Source organism: Thioalkalivibrio sp. ALE11 (assembly GCF_000381205.1).
In the GTDB taxonomy this organism is placed as follows: domain Bacteria; phylum Pseudomonadota; class Gammaproteobacteria; order Ectothiorhodospirales; family Ectothiorhodospiraceae; genus Thioalkalivibrio.
Genome location: NZ_KB906167.1, coordinates 130,411 through 144,253, shown reverse-complemented (window position 1 = coordinate 144,253; position 13,843 = coordinate 130,411). Strand labels below are relative to the sequence as shown.

Sequence of the window (13,843 nt, the reverse complement as noted above, 5' to 3'; positions counted from 1 at the left end):
CAGAGAGGGACTTCATCCATGCCAGCACCCCGTACCTGCATCCACAACCGCCCGGTGCTTTTGACGGTAGTCATGATCGCCATGGGCCTGGGCAGCGGCATTCCCGCCATGGCCGACAACCCCGGAGCCGTCGAATATGACCTGGGACCGGAGCCGCATATCCGCGAGCTCTACCCCGACGCATCCTGGCTCCCGGAGGCGTACGCCAGCGACTACGAGGACCTGACCGCAACCATCGAACATTTCACGACCCAGTCGCTCGAGAGAGACGGCGTCCCCGACCCCGAGGTGTCGGTCAGTCTGGTTGAAGGTGAAACGGACGAACGAGTCAGAGTCCGCATCCAGCCCGAGAACGCGACGACCCGTCGCTATGCGACCGTGCATCCAGCCTTTCTTGATTCGGAGCACGCCGCTCAGGCCCGCCGCGGGGTCGAGGCCTGCAAGGCCCGGGAAGGCTGCTGGGACCCGCATCCACAGGCCGGTGAACCCTGGACCCTGTTTCTGCCACTGGGCCTGCCTCTGGCGAGCCAGCACACCGTACTTTTCCTCGATTACCCCCCGATCCCGGCCCTCACCGGACAGGACTATCTGGAAAACTACACGATGTGCCGATGGGGACGGATCATGGGGGCCGCGGGCGCAGAGAATCCGGATGCCTTCCAGACCATCGTGGACGCCCGTCCGATTGCAGCACCGGGCACCGGCCAGACCGGTTACCTGCCGGATCCCGTGGAATGGTTCGATGACCGCACCGGTCCGGGCGGAGACTACCTTCGCCCGATGCTGCGGCTCCTCGCAACGCGGCCCGATGAATCACGGCCAGTAGCGGTATTCGGCGCCGATGCCCGCCGCACCTGGGCCCGCATGATCGGGCGAGACGCGGTCAGCGTGCTCGACACCGGCTCGACCTCCCTGGCCCCCGACGCTCCGGCAACCCCCTGGATTGCCACCAACCATCCGGATGTCACCTCCTACAACTGCTGTCCGGACAACCCGAGCGATAAATGTGGCCGCGGGTCGCGCAACCTGATTGAGGACGAGGAGAAGGATTTCGTGTCCGCATGCTGGCTGATCGCCATGGCGGAAGACCCCGGGGCTTCACCCGAGGCCGTCCGGAAACAGTGCGAGGATCGCTGGTCCGGAAAACCGTCCGCCGAGGACCGTCAGTCACTGTGCATTCAGGCCAAGCTTGATACCAACGACCCGGAAGCCGCCTGTGATTCATTCACCGAGGCCTGGAACTACTGCTCGGCCCATGAGGCCAACGCCTGTGCCAGCCATGATTGCCAGTACGACCCCGACGACATCCGGGATCCCGTGCCCCCGCCCGCCCGGCGGCCCGCCGGGTGGGACGAGACCTGCAATCACTACCGGTGGGGTGACCGCGGGTTCGACTGATCATAGGGCGGCGTAAAGCTCGGACCGTCCTGGCGTGGCTCATCCGCCTGCAACACGGATTCAAAGGAAGGGGCATGAGCCATGCGGTCTCCCAGGCACCATGAACATCGCGGGATCCCGAACCACTGGAGCAGGGTTGCGCCGAAGGAGGTCGAGTCAAACGGCACCGTTCCGCCGGATCGGATCACGCTCCGCTCCCGAATCCACGGCGACACCATAATGGCAGGCACCCGGGGGCCCATCAGGTCGTAACGGAAACCATCCACGCCGTCATTCGGCCAGGGCTTGCGTGCATAGGGCGGAGATACGTGATCGTAGGTACCTCCGTTCTTGTCGAACGTAATCACCAGCAGCGTGTTTTCCCAGGCGGGCCCGTCGCGTAGCGCCTCATAGATTTCGTTCAGGGTCCGTTCCGCGGGCACCAGGTCACTCCCGGGATGGTACGAGGTAGAACCGGACGGGGCGATCCAGGCCGGCTCAAGGTAACTGAAAGCCGGGAGTTCGCCGCGACGGGCATCCGTCTTGAATTGCTCGATATCCGCCAGGTACCGCGACGGCTCCGCATCCAGTGACGGAACCTGACCACGCAGGAAGAGCTGCCGGGTAAAGACCGCGTCCTGCCAGAGCACCGCGTTGTAAATCTTCCAGTCGGTGATGCCATGACTCCAGAGCAGCTTCCAGATCGACTGGCGGCGCGGATAACACGGCCAGTACTGATAAGCATTGCCGCCCTCCCAGGTCCCCAGCCGATTGAATGCCGAGCCGGTGAGCGAAAAGGCTCGATTGACATCGGTTCCTCCCGGAATCGACGAAAACCATTCATCCGAGACGGCGAAATGACGTGCCAGTCCATTGAGCACCGGGAGCTGTTCCGGGCTCAGTGTCTGCATCACCTGATCGTCTGCCGTATTGAGGATGAATCCCTGCATATCCGGCGGCTCGCCTCGCCAGTAACCGGATATGTCCGAAAACATCTGCTGCAGACTGTCGCTGGTGTGATGAAACGGGTCCTGCCCGGGGGCGTCGAGATCCCATTCCTCGCTCAAGACACCGTCGTGAAACTGACTGACGTGCACCTTGCGGTCACCATGCCAGTTGAAATCCTCGGTGGTCGCACCGTCAAAAGGATCCGTACGACCAATGAAGTGGCAATCCCGTCCACCATTCTCGTACAACCAGCCACACACGTTGTCGAAAGACCGGCTTTCGAGCATGTAGTACACAACATGCCGAATCCTGGAACGCATGAAATCCATCGTCCCGGGAATCACCGCCTTGCCACTATCAATGCGGGGCGAGGCCTCGAATGCCACAAGCTCCGAGTCGGGGCCCATCGCCGCGGGGAGTCGACCTTCCCGCACGGGCCCCGCGAGGAGCTCCTCAAGATCCGGATCCAGGGTCCAGAGCCGGTAACGACCATGACCGGGGCACCAGTCCAGGAGCTGGTTACCGACCACCGTCAGCTCGTGGCCGTCATCGATCTCGTTCCAGGAACCCTCCCGGATCACCGGAAGGGACAGCGGGTTGTCGAGCTGCGGGTCAAAGCTCCACAGACGGAAACGCCGCCCTCCGGGGAGACGCTCCAGGACATAATCGCCCATCGGAAGCAACGTGTGACCCTTGCGGATCAGCGGGAACGCTCCTTGCCCGCGGGTAAACTCCCCCTGTGCGGAATAGGGCTCCGGGATCGGATCTTCGCTCCCGGGGGCATCGGGCCGGGGATCGAAATTCCATAACTCGAAGGTGCCCCGACCACGGGTGGGGATCAGACACAGCACGAAACTGCCAACCGGCACCAGATCCAGTTGCTGCCCTTCGTCGGGATCATCACCGTAATGCGTGCGATGTCCCAGGAACTTGTTCTGTTCCCAGAACCCGCCCTGCACCAGAGGCCCCAGCAGTGGATTGGCCAGTGAAGGATCGAACTCCCTCAGCGCGTAGGGATAGCCGGATACACCATCGCGTTCGCCCAGCGGGCCCCATTGCAGCAGATAGCCTCCGACGCGGGCCATGCGCCAGTGACGATCGAAGCTTGCCCCTCCGGTCTCGTGCAAGGGAATGAACGGGTCGTCCGCGTGCGGGTCCAGCCGGTAGAAGAGACATCGGTCATCGTGGCGGTTGCGACAAACCAAAACCACTTCACCCGAATCGTAACGAACATCCATGATCCCCCCTCGTTTCCTTGCGCTTCGGCCGTCACTCTCTCACGCCCGGTCGCGCGCCCCCAAACCGGCGGTACACCCACCGCACCAGGCGGTGGGTGAGCCACCACATCACGGTGCAGAACAGCACCACGAACGCCAGCCACAGCTCGGGCGCGACCCATTCCTGCGGCTGGCCGTGCGGGCCCAGTACCCAGTTCAGGTTGCCCCCCTCCTCCGCGACCGCGTAGCTGGCCAGCAGGACGCCCCAGCCAATCGGCAGCCACCACTTCCAGGCCTGCGCGTCGTAACCCAGGCGCCAGACCATCCACAGCAGCGCGAACGGCAACGGCAGGTGATAGAGGGAAAGCAGGCGCACGTGCAGCGGGATGTCGGTGTTGTACATGTAGTGCACGGCACCGATGACCGGATTGCCTAGCAGCAGCAGGCTGAGCACCAGGTCGAGGACCCAGACGAGCTCCGGCAGCAGGACCGCGACCAGCAGCATGGAGGCGAGACGCCGGTTTTCCAGCCAGGCGGCCGCGCAGCCGGCCACCAGCGCGATGGAGGACAGCCAGAGGAAATTCAGCGGCCCGTATTCCTGCAGGTACACGGGCACCAGCACGGCGAGGAAGGCGAGCCAGCTCAGCTTGAACCACAGCGGGATCATCGCGCGGCGGTCTCCGTTCGACCAGTCCCCATCATGGAGGGTCACCCGGTGCCTGTCATCGCGCGCCGGCAAGGCACCCTCCTGCGGAGGTGCCGTAGGAGGCCAGCCTCTGGCCGATCCGGCGCCGGAGACAGCCCGAACGCACAATCGGCCGGAGGGCCGGCCTCCCACCGGGGGCAGGGTTCGACCCGTAGGAGGCCAGCCCCTGGCCGATCCGGCGCAGGAGACAGCCCGAACGCACAATCGGCCGGAGGGCCGGCCTCCTACCGGGGGCAGGGTTCGACCCGCAGGAGGCCAGCCTCCTGGCCGATCCGGCGCCGGAGATTGCCCCGACGCACAATCGGCCGGAGGGCCGGCCTCCCACCGGGGCGGCAGGGTTCGACCTGCAGGAGGCCAGCCTCTGGCCGATCCGGCGCGCCTCAGGCCGGCCCCGGATCCAGCCGCCGTACGACGTCCAGCGCGACCCGCCGGCTGTAGTCATGGATCTTCCAGTGAGCCGGGCTCCAGCCGACCAGGAAGCGGTAGAAGTCGGCCTGCGCCAGCGGGAACAGGTCCCGCCATTCGGCCTCCAGCGCGGCCGCCTCCACGTCCGGGTGGTGATCGCGCAGCGCCTCGCGCAGGGCATCAAAATAGGCGTCCAGCAGGTCGGCCTCGCGATGCTCCTGTTCCTCTTCGTCGAGGCAGGAGCCGATGAAATAGGCCACGTCCTTCATCCCGCAGCCGCCGCCGACGTACTGGAAGTCCACTGCCACCAAGGCGCCCCCGTCGGCAGCAAAACAGAAGTTCGCGACCTTGGCGTCACCGTGGACCAGGGTGTGAAAACGGGCCGCGTTCAGCCGGCGATCGATCTCCGCGGCCGTGCGGCGGATGGCCGGGTCCTCGATCGCCGCCCATTCTTCCTGACGGGTCGCCAGATGCCAGTAGCTGCCGACCGGCCACAGGCCGTCGGGTGCGGTGCCGAGAAACGCGGCATGCAGCTCGGCCAGCCAGCGCAGGCAGAGGACCGCGCCGTCGAAGTCCAGGCGCTCGCGGCGGTCCGGGAAACCGGCCGCATCCAGATCCTCCAGGATCATCCAGCCGCCATGATCGTCCCCACCCGCCGCGAAACAGCGCGGGAGCCGACAGCGCGACGGATCGAGCCGCGGGGCGAAATCCGCGTACCAGGCCCGCTCCACTTCATAGGATCGCCGCTTGCGCCGGTCGGAAACCCCGCCGCCCCAGCCGCGCGGGTGGCTGACGGCTGCCGGGTAGCGAACGTCCTTCACCACCACCGAGGCTACCGTCGCATCCTCCAGGCGGTAGCGCCGGATCTCGCCGTAACCGCTCCACAGCCCCTGCACCCGCTCCTGCGGGTACGCCGCGCGGGCGCCGGTCGCGTCGCGCACGCGTGCGGCCAGCTCTTCGTCCTCCCGCGCACCCATGGCCGCAGCCGACTCAGTTGTGCAGCAGCGCGTCGGTGGTGTAGATCAGCAGCCCGTAGTCCTTCTGGTAGGTGTCGCGCATGTGCGCGGCAATGCGGGTGCAGAGCTCCTCGGACCCCAGCACCTCGATGCGGATATTGCCGCCCTGGCGCCAGTTGCCGCGACGCTTGCCGTGTTCGCCCCAGCCGCGGGCATCGATCACGGTGTACCCGCTGGCGCCCAGCTTGCGGATCTCGTCGACCAGCATGTCTTCCAGGATCGCCTCGGTGACGATCACCATCAGGCGCATCGGTTCGCCTTCCATGCCCTATCCTCCGACTGCGTAGAGTTGTTCGGCCAACCAGAAGTAAAGGGGTACGCCGACGAAGATGTTGAACGGGAACGTCACCCCCAGCGAGGCCCCGATCGACAGTGCCGGGTTGGCCTCCGGCACCGCGATGCGCATGGCTGCCGGGGCCGCGATGTACGAGGCACTGGCGTACAGCGTGGCCAGCAGCAGCGTGCCGCCCAGCGACATGCCCAGCCCCCAGCCCAGCACAATACCGAGCAGTGCGGCCACCACCGGCATCACGATCGCGAACGCCACCAGAAAGACCCCGTAACTGCGCACCTCGGCGATGCGGCTGGAGGCCACCAGTCCCATCTCCAGCAGGAACAGCGCCAGCACGCCCTTGAACAGATCCCAGAACATCGGCTCCAGCGGCTCGATGTTCTCCGGACCGGCCAGGTAGCCGATCAGCAGCCCGCCGATCAGCAGGAACACGCTCTTGCCGAAGAACACCTCGTGCAGGGTCTTGCCCCAGCGCGTCCCGCCACCGGTGCCCGCCTTGGCCAGCAGGATGCCGATCACGATCGCGGGGATCTCCAGCAGTACCAGGAACACGATCATGTGTCCCTCGTAATCCAGCCCGCGCTGGGCCAGGTAGGCCACCGCCACCGAGAAGGTCACCACGCTGACCGAGCCGTAATGGCCGGCGATGGAGGCCGAATCGGCGCGGGTCATGCGGCCGACCCAGCGCAGGACCGGGAAGGCGATCAGCGGGATGAACGCCGCCACCACCAGCACGGCCAGTCCGGGCAGGAGCAATGGCACCAGCTCGGATTCGGCCAGCTTGACCCCGCCGTGCAGGCCGATGGCCAGCAGCAGAAAGATGGACAGCGCCTCGTACACCGCCATCGGGATCTTCAGGTCGGATTTGGCCAGCCCGGCGATCGCGCCGAGCAGGAAAAACAGAACGACCGGTTCGGAAACCACGGTCCTTGCCTCCAGTCAGAAACGTCGCCCCGCGCCGGCTCTCGCGGGGCACGGGACTGTCGGTCTTGTTCAGTCGTTGCCGGGCATCATCGAGGAGTGGTGATGCACGATCTTCCATTCGCCGTCGCGATTCTCGTAGACGAAGGTGTAACGCGCCGGTACGTCCCTGACCTCGCCGCCGTCGCGCACGCGAAAGGTATAGGTACCCGCATCCGTCAGCTTGTTGCAGCCGAACTTCACGTTACGCTGAGTGATCGTGCCCGCGGGCCGCTTCTCCAGGAAATGGCGGAAATAGTCACGGATCTCGTCGCGCGTGGTGCGCGGGACGTTCGACACCGTGGGCAGAAGTACCGCGTCTTCAGCGTAGCAGTCGGTAACCCGATCAGCGTCGCCGGTTTTCAGCGCGTCGTTCCAGCGTTCGAACAGCTCTTCCGCCAGACGCCGGGTCGCAGGGGCACAAACCACGCAGCTCTCGTCCAACGGGGTGTCGATGGCGCCAAAGTTCGGGTCCCCACCCGTCCCGGTCACGGGGTGGTGCTGGTCCCGGTACGAGGCACTCAGGCTGAACCGGGCGCGCGGCTCGCTGTCGGCATCAATGAACCGGGTGCCGCTGATGCGCGGTCGGTCGTCGGAAGGCTTCTTCACGGGTGTTCTCCGCGGGCGCCGTGGCGGCCCTGATCAAAGGTTGTACTTTGCGGGGGATTGTAAACCGCCCCCCATAGCCTGTCAGCCGGGCCTGTCAGCCGGCACCGTTCATCCGGCGGAGGGGCCCTGTCCGGCATCGGCCTGCGCCTTGAAGGCAGCCAGCATGTCCTCGATCTGATTGCGCAGCCGTGCCTCGTCCTGAATGGCGAAGTCGAGAAAGGTCTGCGCCACCACCGACAGTACCTTCTGCCGCGGATGCACGATGTGCCACTGACGGTGGATCGGGAAATGCTCGACGTCCAGCAGCGCCACCGGCCCTTCCGCACCCTCCGCGCTCAGGGTGTGCAGCGACAGCACCGAGATCCCCAGACCGCCGATGACCGCCTGCTTGATCGCCTCGTTGGAGCCCAGCTCCATGCGCACCCGCGGGTTGATCCCGTGTTCCTGGAACAGCTTGAGGGTCGACTCGCGGATCCCCGACCCCGGCTCGCGCATCAGGAAGTTTTCCTGCTCCAGCTCCTGCAGCGGGATGTTGCGGCGCCCTGCCAGCGGATGATCGCGACTGGCCATCACCACCAGCGGGTTGGGCGCAAAGGGGTACACCGCCACGTCGGTCAGGCGCTCGGGCACATGGCCGATGATGTACAGGTCGTCGTCGTTATTGGCCAGGCGATCCAGCACCCGGTCGAAGTTGGAGACCTCCAGCGACAGCTCCACATCGGGATAGCGCCGCGCGAACTGGCCGAGGATGCTGGGGGCGAAGTACTGCGCCGTGGTGATCACCGCCAGGCGAAGCCGGCCGCGCTTGAGGCCGTGCATCTCGGCGAGCTTCATCTCCAGGTTGGTCAGCGCCCCCAGCATCTCGCGGCAGGTGTCGTACAGCAGCAGCCCGACCTCGGTGGGCGACGCCCGGCGCCCGACGTATTCGAACAGCGGCAGCCCCAGCGCGGAGGACAGCTTCTTGATCTGGATGGACACCGTCGGCTGCGTCAGGTGCAGCTCCTCCGCAGCGCGGGTGAAGCTGCCCAGGCGCACGATCGCCTCGAAGACCTGCAGCTGGCGCAGGGTCGCATGCCGGATCAGATGCGCCGGCAGCTCCGACTTGAGCATCACCTGCGGAAGGCCGGAATCCCGCGTCGAATCACTCTGACTCACGCCGCCCCCCGTTAACGGGTCGTCAGGCCGGCATACAGCATCGGCAATTTCTCCGGCAGCCGTTCGACCCGATCCAGCACCATGTAGTGGTTCCCAAAGATGCGCTCCACGTAATCATCGGCGTTAGGGTCCAGGCTCATGCAGAAACTGTGGACGCCATTGCGTCCGGCCTCCTCCACCGCGCGGCGCGCGTCGAAGCGCAGGTACTGCGGGTCGCGCACGTCGGTGTCCGAGGGCTCGCCATCGGTAATCACCAGCATCAGCTTCTTCTGCGAGCCGCGGGCACGCAGCTGCTCCGTGGCATGCCGGATGGCCGCTCCCATGCGCGTCGACAGTGCGCCGGTCATGCCCGCCAGGCGCGCCCGTGCGGTGTCGTCCCATGGCGCATCGAAATCCTTGAAGCGGAAATATTCGACGTCGTGCCGCCCGTCCGAGTTGAAGCCGTGGATCGCGAACGGATCGCCGATGCGCGCGATTGCGCCCGAGAGCAGGGTGGTCGCCTCGCGCGCCAGCTGCACCACCGAGGTGTCGGTCCCGCGCACCGTCTCGTTGGTCGACTCCGACAGGTCCAGCAGGACCAGCACGGACAGATCCCGCTCCTGGCGCAGATTGCGGGTGTAGATGCGCTCATCGGGCTGACGGTTCATGCGCAGGTCGATCTGTGCCTCCACCAGCGCGTTCACGTCCAGCTCGTCGCCGTCGGGCTGGCGGCGCAGGCGCTGCATCCCCTGTGGCTGAATCGCCTCGATCAGGTATTTCAGACGGGCAATCAGCGGCTTGTGTTTCTCATTGATCGCGTCGATCTCGTCCAGATCGCCCTTTGGAGGGCGGCGCTCCAGCAGGGTCACCCAGTGCGGGCGCTCCAGCTGCATCTGGTAGTCCCATTCGTGATAGTGGAACGGCAGCGAGATCGGCTCCTTGCCCTCTTGCGCGTTGATGCTGGTGTCCTCGCCATCGCGGAAGAACTCCGTCGCCAGGACCATGATCTGCTGGGCATCGTCCCCGGCACTGGGCACGTCCAGGGTGTTGATCATCTCCATCGGCGTGACGTAGATCCGTTCCTGGCCGGAGCCGTGTGCGCCCAGCACCTCCGCCTCTTCCTCGTCCTCGCGGCCCACCGCCCAGATATAGCGGTTGTCGTCGCGGTAGACGACCTCGGGCGCGATCTGCTTCGGGTTCACGTAGCCCTTCTCCGGGAACGCCGGCGCCAGCGCTTCCGCCAGTTCCGCCGCCAGTCCCGCACGTTCCAGATCGGACTCGCGGGCAAAGGCCGCCCGCGCCTCGTTCACGAACGGGTGCGGGTCGGTGTAATCGGCGTCGATCAGGGCGCGCGCGGTCCGTGCCAGCAGTGGCTGCGGCGCATCGCCGTCTTCCGGGGTGGCCGTGTGCAGGGGTTTCCAGATCTGACCCAGCCCCGGAAACGCGGCCAGTGTCAGCCCCTCGACCCGGGCATCCTCGAACAGCTCCAGCAGCGCGCCCCGGATCCCCCGCGGCGCCTCCTCTTCCTGACGCTCGCGGGTATGCACCATGTGCGCGGCGGCATGTGCCGCCGCCGCGCGATACAGGTCCAGACCGGAAAGCTCGTCGGTATCGTCGAAGGCATCCGGCAGGAACAGCGTGAAGCCCTGGATATACGGCCGGTAGCCCTCGCGCGACTCGAAATCGCCACTGGTCGGACGCATGAAGAAATCGCGCCCCCACAGCGAGCGCAGATACAGGTTGATGCGCCGCTGCACGTCCACGAACAGCGTACCGCGGCGCTCCTTCTGGAATACCGAGCGCGACTCCGGCGACTGCAGACCGAAGTATTCGATCTGCGCCTCGAGATCCGTGCGATGGGCCTGTGCGCCCCAGGTGGCCCAGCGCCGCAACCCGCCCAGGGTCAGATGGCTCAGCAGCTCGTCCAGGTGCTCCAGCATCGGACGCACGCCACGCGGGGCCTGCCCGAGCAACGAATCCAGCAGGCGCAGATAACCTTCGAACAGCGAATGGTCGCCCAGGCGACGCGCGGCGATGGGCGCGGTCGAGATTACCAGCGTGATCACTGCGGAACTGGTCTTGGAATACATCCGGATGGACGCACTCAGCAGCTCGGCCACCGCATCCTCGCCCAGCTCCTGGGCCAGCCCCGGGGCCTCCTGGATGAACGCCGCGACCAGATCGGTGCCCCGCCCCAGCGAATGCAGGCTGCGCGCCCCCTCAAGGTAATAGCGTTCCAGACCGGCCGGACTGAACGCGCGCGTCGCCTCCTGCCACGCGGACTCCAGCACCTGCGCGGCGTGTTCCCCGAGATCGTCGAGGAGGTCCGGATAGTCTTCCAGATGGATGCTCATCGCGCGCCCGCGCCGCCTCGAAGGCGGTCTAGAAGAACGTGGTTACCGCCGAATCCAGCGCATCGCGCATGTCCGGATCGTCGGTAATGGGCCGGACCAGGGCCATGCGACACGCGGCCAGCGGCTGGACGTTCTTGCCGATCAGCGTGGCCGCGTACACCAGCATGCGGGTGGAGATGCCCTCGTCGAGACCGTGCCCCTTCAGATTCCGTGCACGCTCGGCCACGCTGACCAGCTTGTCCGCTACATCCTCGCTCACGCCACCCTCGTGCGCGACGATCCGCGTCTCGGTCGCATGATCCGGATAGTCGAAATCCAGCGCACCGAAGCGCTGCTTGGTCGATTGCTTCAGGTCCTTCATCAGGCTCTGATAACCCGGGTTGTAGGAAATCACCACCTGGAAGTCGGGATGCGCCTCGACCATCTCCCCCTTTTTCTCCAGCGGGAGCACCCGTCGGTTGTCGGTCAGGGGATGGATCACCACGGTGGTGTCCTGACGAGCCTCGACAATCTCGTCGAGATAGCAGATCGCCCCGAGCCGGGCCGCCATGGTCAGCGGTCCGTCCTGCCAGCGCGTCCCCTCCGCATCCAGCAGATAGCGCCCCAGCAGATCCGAGGCGGTCATGTCCTCGTTGCAGGCCACCGTCACCAGCGGCTTGCCCAGCTTCCAGGCCATGTGCTCCACGAAGCGCGTCTTGCCGCAGCCCGTCGGACCCTTGAGCATCATGGGCATGCGCGCCGCATACGCCGCCTCGTACAGCTCCACCTCGTCGGCAACCGGCTGGTAATAGGGCTCTGCGGTCACCCGGTATTCGCGCAGTTCGTCCTGCATGGCAATGCTCCTTCACAAAAAGGCCGGGCTGCGCCCGGCCATGCTCGCGTTCCCGTCCCGGCTCAGTCCGGCCAGACCCGATCCGGATGCAGATTCTCCCAGGGCGCGTCACCGGTGGCACGATCGTCGTTCCCCGGTGAGTCCTTGCGACTCCCGCGGCTGCCGCCGGAGGCCGGCTTCTTCGTCGTCGTTCCACTGCTCTTGCGCGTGCCGCCGGACCCGCCAGACCCGCCGGAACTGCCCGCGGTTTTCTTTGCAGCGGGCTTTTTCGCCGTGCTGCCGCGCGTCCCGGTCGTCGCCTTGCCGGCCGACGACTGGCCCGAGGCGGGCTTCTGCGCCGGCTTGTTCTCCGCCGTTTTCTGCTCCGTGCCGGACTCCGACCTGGCGCTCGACTTGTCCTCCGTCGAAGTGCCCGATGCCTCGCCCTTGTTGTCCTGGTTTTCGCGCGCCGCGCGCACGCCGGCCGCCAGCTTGTTCTGCAGGTCACTCATTGTGAAACCTCCTCGATGATGGCTTCGATCTCGGCCGCCGCCGCCTGTCCGGGTTTCCCCAGATCATAGACGGAGCTGCCTTCCAGCGCCGAACGCCGGTAGATGGCCCGCCGCCGCAGCGTCTGCTCCAGTGCGGGAATGTCGATCTCCATGAGGGCGTGCTTCATTGCGCGCGAGAGCGCGCTCCGCACCTCAAGCTGGTTGACCACGATACGCGCCTGCAGATCCCGGTTCGCCCGTTGCGCGTCCTCCAGGCCCGTCCCCATGCGGACACTGCCCCACAGGTCTACCGGCGAAGGAAGCACCGGGATCAGTGCCAGGTCCGCCGCTGCCAGGGCCCCGTTCACCGCACCGCCTTCCAGGGTCGGCGGACAGTCGATGACCACGAAATCATAATCCCGACGCAGGTTTGCCAGCTCCCGGTCCAGCGGCCCGGCCACCGCGAACACGGATGCCGGGAACGGCTTGCGCTCCGAACTCATGCGCGCCCATTGCCCGGCCGACCCCTGAGGATCGGCGTCGACAACCAGGGTCCGGCCGCGCCGGGCCAGCCCGGCCGCGAGATTCATCGTCAGGGTGGTCTTGCCGGTCCCGCCCTTCTGATTGACGACCGCGATCACCCGCGAGCTCATTACGCCCCCCGGGTCATGAAGTCACCTCGCCGGCGAGCCGGTCGACCTCGAGCGCGAAGGCGCGATCCGCCTCGCCGATGGCTTCGCCGTCCCGGGCATCGATGGTGATGTTCACGTAGGTCGTCCCGAAGCTGATGTTGGGGTGATAACCGTCGGCCTCGGACAGATCCGCGACCCGGTCGAGGAAATCCCGCGTCACCCCGTAACGATCAAAGGTGTACTGCTTGCTGATCGACACCAGCGAACCCTTGCCAGGCTCCCAGCCTGCGGGAACCACGTCACCGTTCTCGGCCATCGGAATCTCCGCTGCCGTTTGCATTCATTTGAGCATCGATCTCGCGCACGTGTTCCCACTCTTCGTCGAGCAGGGCCGCAAACAGCGCGGCATCCTCACGCGCACCGGTCCGACGACAGTACGCCACCGCTTCTTCGTACATCCGCACCGCATCCAGCTCCAGCGCGCGGTTGTACTCCATCAGCTGGCGGACCGAACGCCCCAGACGCACCGGTGCCAGCTGGCTGCCGGGAGGCGCCAGCCCGTAGTGCATCAGGCGGGTCATCAGGCGATCCGCATGCTCCAGTTCCTCCTGCGCTTCCCGCCGCAGCGAGTCGCTCAGTTCCGCCATGCCCCAGAGCGCGGTCAGCCGCGCCTGGGCCATGTACTGCTGGACCGCCGACATTTCATGCGCGACGGCCCGGTTCAGATAGCCCACGATCCGTGGATCGGCCATCGGCGTATCCTCAGCTGGCGGAGCCGCTGGCGCTGGGCGCGGTCGGCAGGATGCTTTCCACTTCGGAATGCACGCGGGCAATGATGTGCGCAGCCACCAGGCCGTCGCCCACACGCTCGCAGGAATCGGCACCGGCACG

14 protein-coding genes and 1 pseudogene are annotated in these 13,843 nt (G+C 66.1%); 1 reads left to right on the top strand and 14 read right to left on the bottom strand.

Translation table 11 applies throughout. The features are described from left to right. The first annotated feature begins 18 nt into the window (after positions 1-18). Positions 19-1,398 carry a hypothetical protein gene (locus tag F620_RS0106280; protein ID WP_231373878.1) on the top strand — a complete coding sequence of 460 codons (1,380 nt, stop codon included), beginning with the start codon at positions 19-21 and terminating at the stop codon, positions 1,396-1,398. Here F620_RS0106280 and F620_RS0106275 read toward each other — a convergent pair. The 14 genes and pseudogenes from F620_RS0106275 to F620_RS14240 all read right to left on the bottom strand — a co-directional run. Then, positions 1,368-3,563, bottom strand: coding sequence for an alkaline phosphatase family protein (locus tag F620_RS0106275; protein WP_019569878.1), 2,196 nt, complete (start codon positions 3,561-3,563; stop codon positions 1,368-1,370). The genes F620_RS0106280 and F620_RS0106275 overlap by 31 nt on opposite strands. A gap of 31 nt (positions 3,564-3,594) precedes the next feature. After that, positions 3,595-4,209 carry a hypothetical protein gene (locus F620_RS0106270; RefSeq protein ID WP_018870507.1) on the bottom strand — a complete coding sequence of 205 codons (615 nt, stop codon included), beginning with the start codon at positions 4,207-4,209 and terminating at the stop codon, positions 3,595-3,597. Positions 4,210-4,628: 419 nt separating this feature from the next. Then, on the bottom strand, positions 4,629-5,630 hold the full coding sequence (locus tag F620_RS0106265; protein WP_019569877.1) for a phosphotransferase: 1,002 nt from the start codon (positions 5,628-5,630) through the stop codon (positions 4,629-4,631). Positions 5,631-5,643: 13 nt separating this feature from the next. Further along, positions 5,644-5,934, bottom strand: a complete 291-nt coding sequence (locus F620_RS0106260) for a hypothetical protein (protein ID WP_018871374.1) — start codon at positions 5,932-5,934, stop codon at positions 5,644-5,646. Positions 5,935-5,937: 3 nt separating this feature from the next. Next, positions 5,938-6,885, bottom strand: a complete 948-nt coding sequence (locus F620_RS0106255) for a sodium-dependent bicarbonate transport family permease (protein WP_018947965.1) — start codon at positions 6,883-6,885, stop codon at positions 5,938-5,940. 69 nt (positions 6,886-6,954) lie between these two features. Then, a complete protein-coding gene (locus tag F620_RS0106250; protein WP_019569876.1) occupies positions 6,955-7,530 on the bottom strand; it encodes an SgcJ/EcaC family oxidoreductase in 576 nt (191 codons plus the stop codon). Positions 7,531-7,638: 108 nt separating this feature from the next. Then, entirely contained in the window at positions 7,639-8,640 is a 1,002-nt protein-coding gene (locus F620_RS0106245) for a LysR family transcriptional regulator (RefSeq protein WP_018871377.1), read from the bottom strand. A 56-nt stretch (positions 8,641-8,696) separates the two neighbouring features. Further along, positions 8,697-11,018, bottom strand: coding sequence for a nitric oxide reductase activation protein NorD (locus tag F620_RS0106240; protein ID WP_019569875.1), 2,322 nt, complete (start codon positions 11,016-11,018; stop codon positions 8,697-8,699). A gap of 28 nt (positions 11,019-11,046) precedes the next feature. Beyond that, positions 11,047-11,850 carry a CbbQ/NirQ/NorQ/GpvN family protein gene (locus F620_RS0106235; protein WP_018871379.1) on the bottom strand — a complete coding sequence of 268 codons (804 nt, stop codon included), beginning with the start codon at positions 11,848-11,850 and terminating at the stop codon, positions 11,047-11,049. Between the two features lie 62 nt (positions 11,851-11,912). Next, a complete protein-coding gene (locus F620_RS0106230) occupies positions 11,913-12,341 on the bottom strand; it encodes a hypothetical protein (RefSeq protein WP_019569874.1) in 429 nt (142 codons plus the stop codon). Next, positions 12,338-12,973 carry a ParA family partition ATPase gene (gene parA / locus F620_RS0106225; protein ID WP_019569873.1) on the bottom strand — a complete coding sequence of 212 codons (636 nt, stop codon included), beginning with the start codon at positions 12,971-12,973 and terminating at the stop codon, positions 12,338-12,340. Before parA ends, F620_RS0106230 begins: the two co-directional genes overlap by 4 nt. A 13-nt stretch (positions 12,974-12,986) precedes the next feature. After that, complete coding sequence (locus tag F620_RS0106220) at positions 12,987-13,268, bottom strand: 4a-hydroxytetrahydrobiopterin dehydratase (protein WP_018871382.1); 282 nt, start codon at positions 13,266-13,268, stop codon at positions 12,987-12,989. Beyond that, positions 13,252-13,704 (bottom strand): bacterioferritin, encoded by a 453-nt coding sequence (locus tag F620_RS0106215; RefSeq protein ID WP_019569872.1) that lies wholly within the window; start codon positions 13,702-13,704, stop codon positions 13,252-13,254. The genes F620_RS0106220 and F620_RS0106215 overlap by 17 nt, the downstream gene beginning before the upstream one ends. Positions 13,705-13,714: 10 nt before the next feature. Then, positions 13,715-13,843: pseudogene (locus F620_RS14240) on the bottom strand (carbon dioxide-concentrating protein CcmK); the annotation flags it as partial.

Excerpts from the sequence above, each read along its gene's own strand:
- parA (WP_019569873.1), bottom strand. The coding sequence starts at position 12,973 with ATGAGCTCGCGGGTGATCGCGGTCGTCAATCAGAAGGGCGGGACCGGC.
- F620_RS0106220 (WP_018871382.1), bottom strand. The coding sequence starts at position 13,268 with ATGGCCGAGAACGGTGACGTGGTTCCCGCAGGCTGGGAGCCTGGCAAG.
- F620_RS0106230 (WP_019569874.1), bottom strand. The coding sequence starts at position 12,341 with ATGAGTGACCTGCAGAACAAGCTGGCGGCCGGCGTGCGCGCGGCGCGC.
- F620_RS0106245 (WP_018871377.1), bottom strand. The coding sequence starts at position 8,640 with ATGCTCAAGTCGGAGCTGCCGGCGCATCTGATCCGGCATGCGACCCTG.
- F620_RS0106260 (WP_018871374.1), bottom strand. The coding sequence starts at position 5,934 with ATGGAAGGCGAACCGATGCGCCTGATGGTGATCGTCACCGAGGCGATC.
- F620_RS0106265 (WP_019569877.1), bottom strand. The coding sequence starts at position 5,630 with ATGGGTGCGCGGGAGGACGAAGAGCTGGCCGCACGCGTGCGCGACGCG.
- F620_RS0106240 (WP_019569875.1), bottom strand. The coding sequence starts at position 11,018 with ATGAGCATCCATCTGGAAGACTATCCGGACCTCCTCGACGATCTCGGG.
- F620_RS0106270 (WP_018870507.1), bottom strand. The coding sequence starts at position 4,209 with ATGATCCCGCTGTGGTTCAAGCTGAGCTGGCTCGCCTTCCTCGCCGTG.
- F620_RS0106215 (WP_019569872.1), bottom strand. The coding sequence starts at position 13,704 with ATGGCCGATCCACGGATCGTGGGCTATCTGAACCGGGCCGTCGCGCAT.
- F620_RS0106275 (WP_019569878.1), bottom strand. The coding sequence starts at position 3,563 with ATGGATGTTCGTTACGATTCGGGTGAAGTGGTTTTGGTTTGTCGCAAC.
- F620_RS0106280 (WP_231373878.1), top strand. The coding sequence starts at position 19 with ATGCCAGCACCCCGTACCTGCATCCACAACCGCCCGGTGCTTTTGACG.
- F620_RS0106235 (WP_018871379.1), bottom strand. The coding sequence starts at position 11,850 with ATGCAGGACGAACTGCGCGAATACCGGGTGACCGCAGAGCCCTATTAC.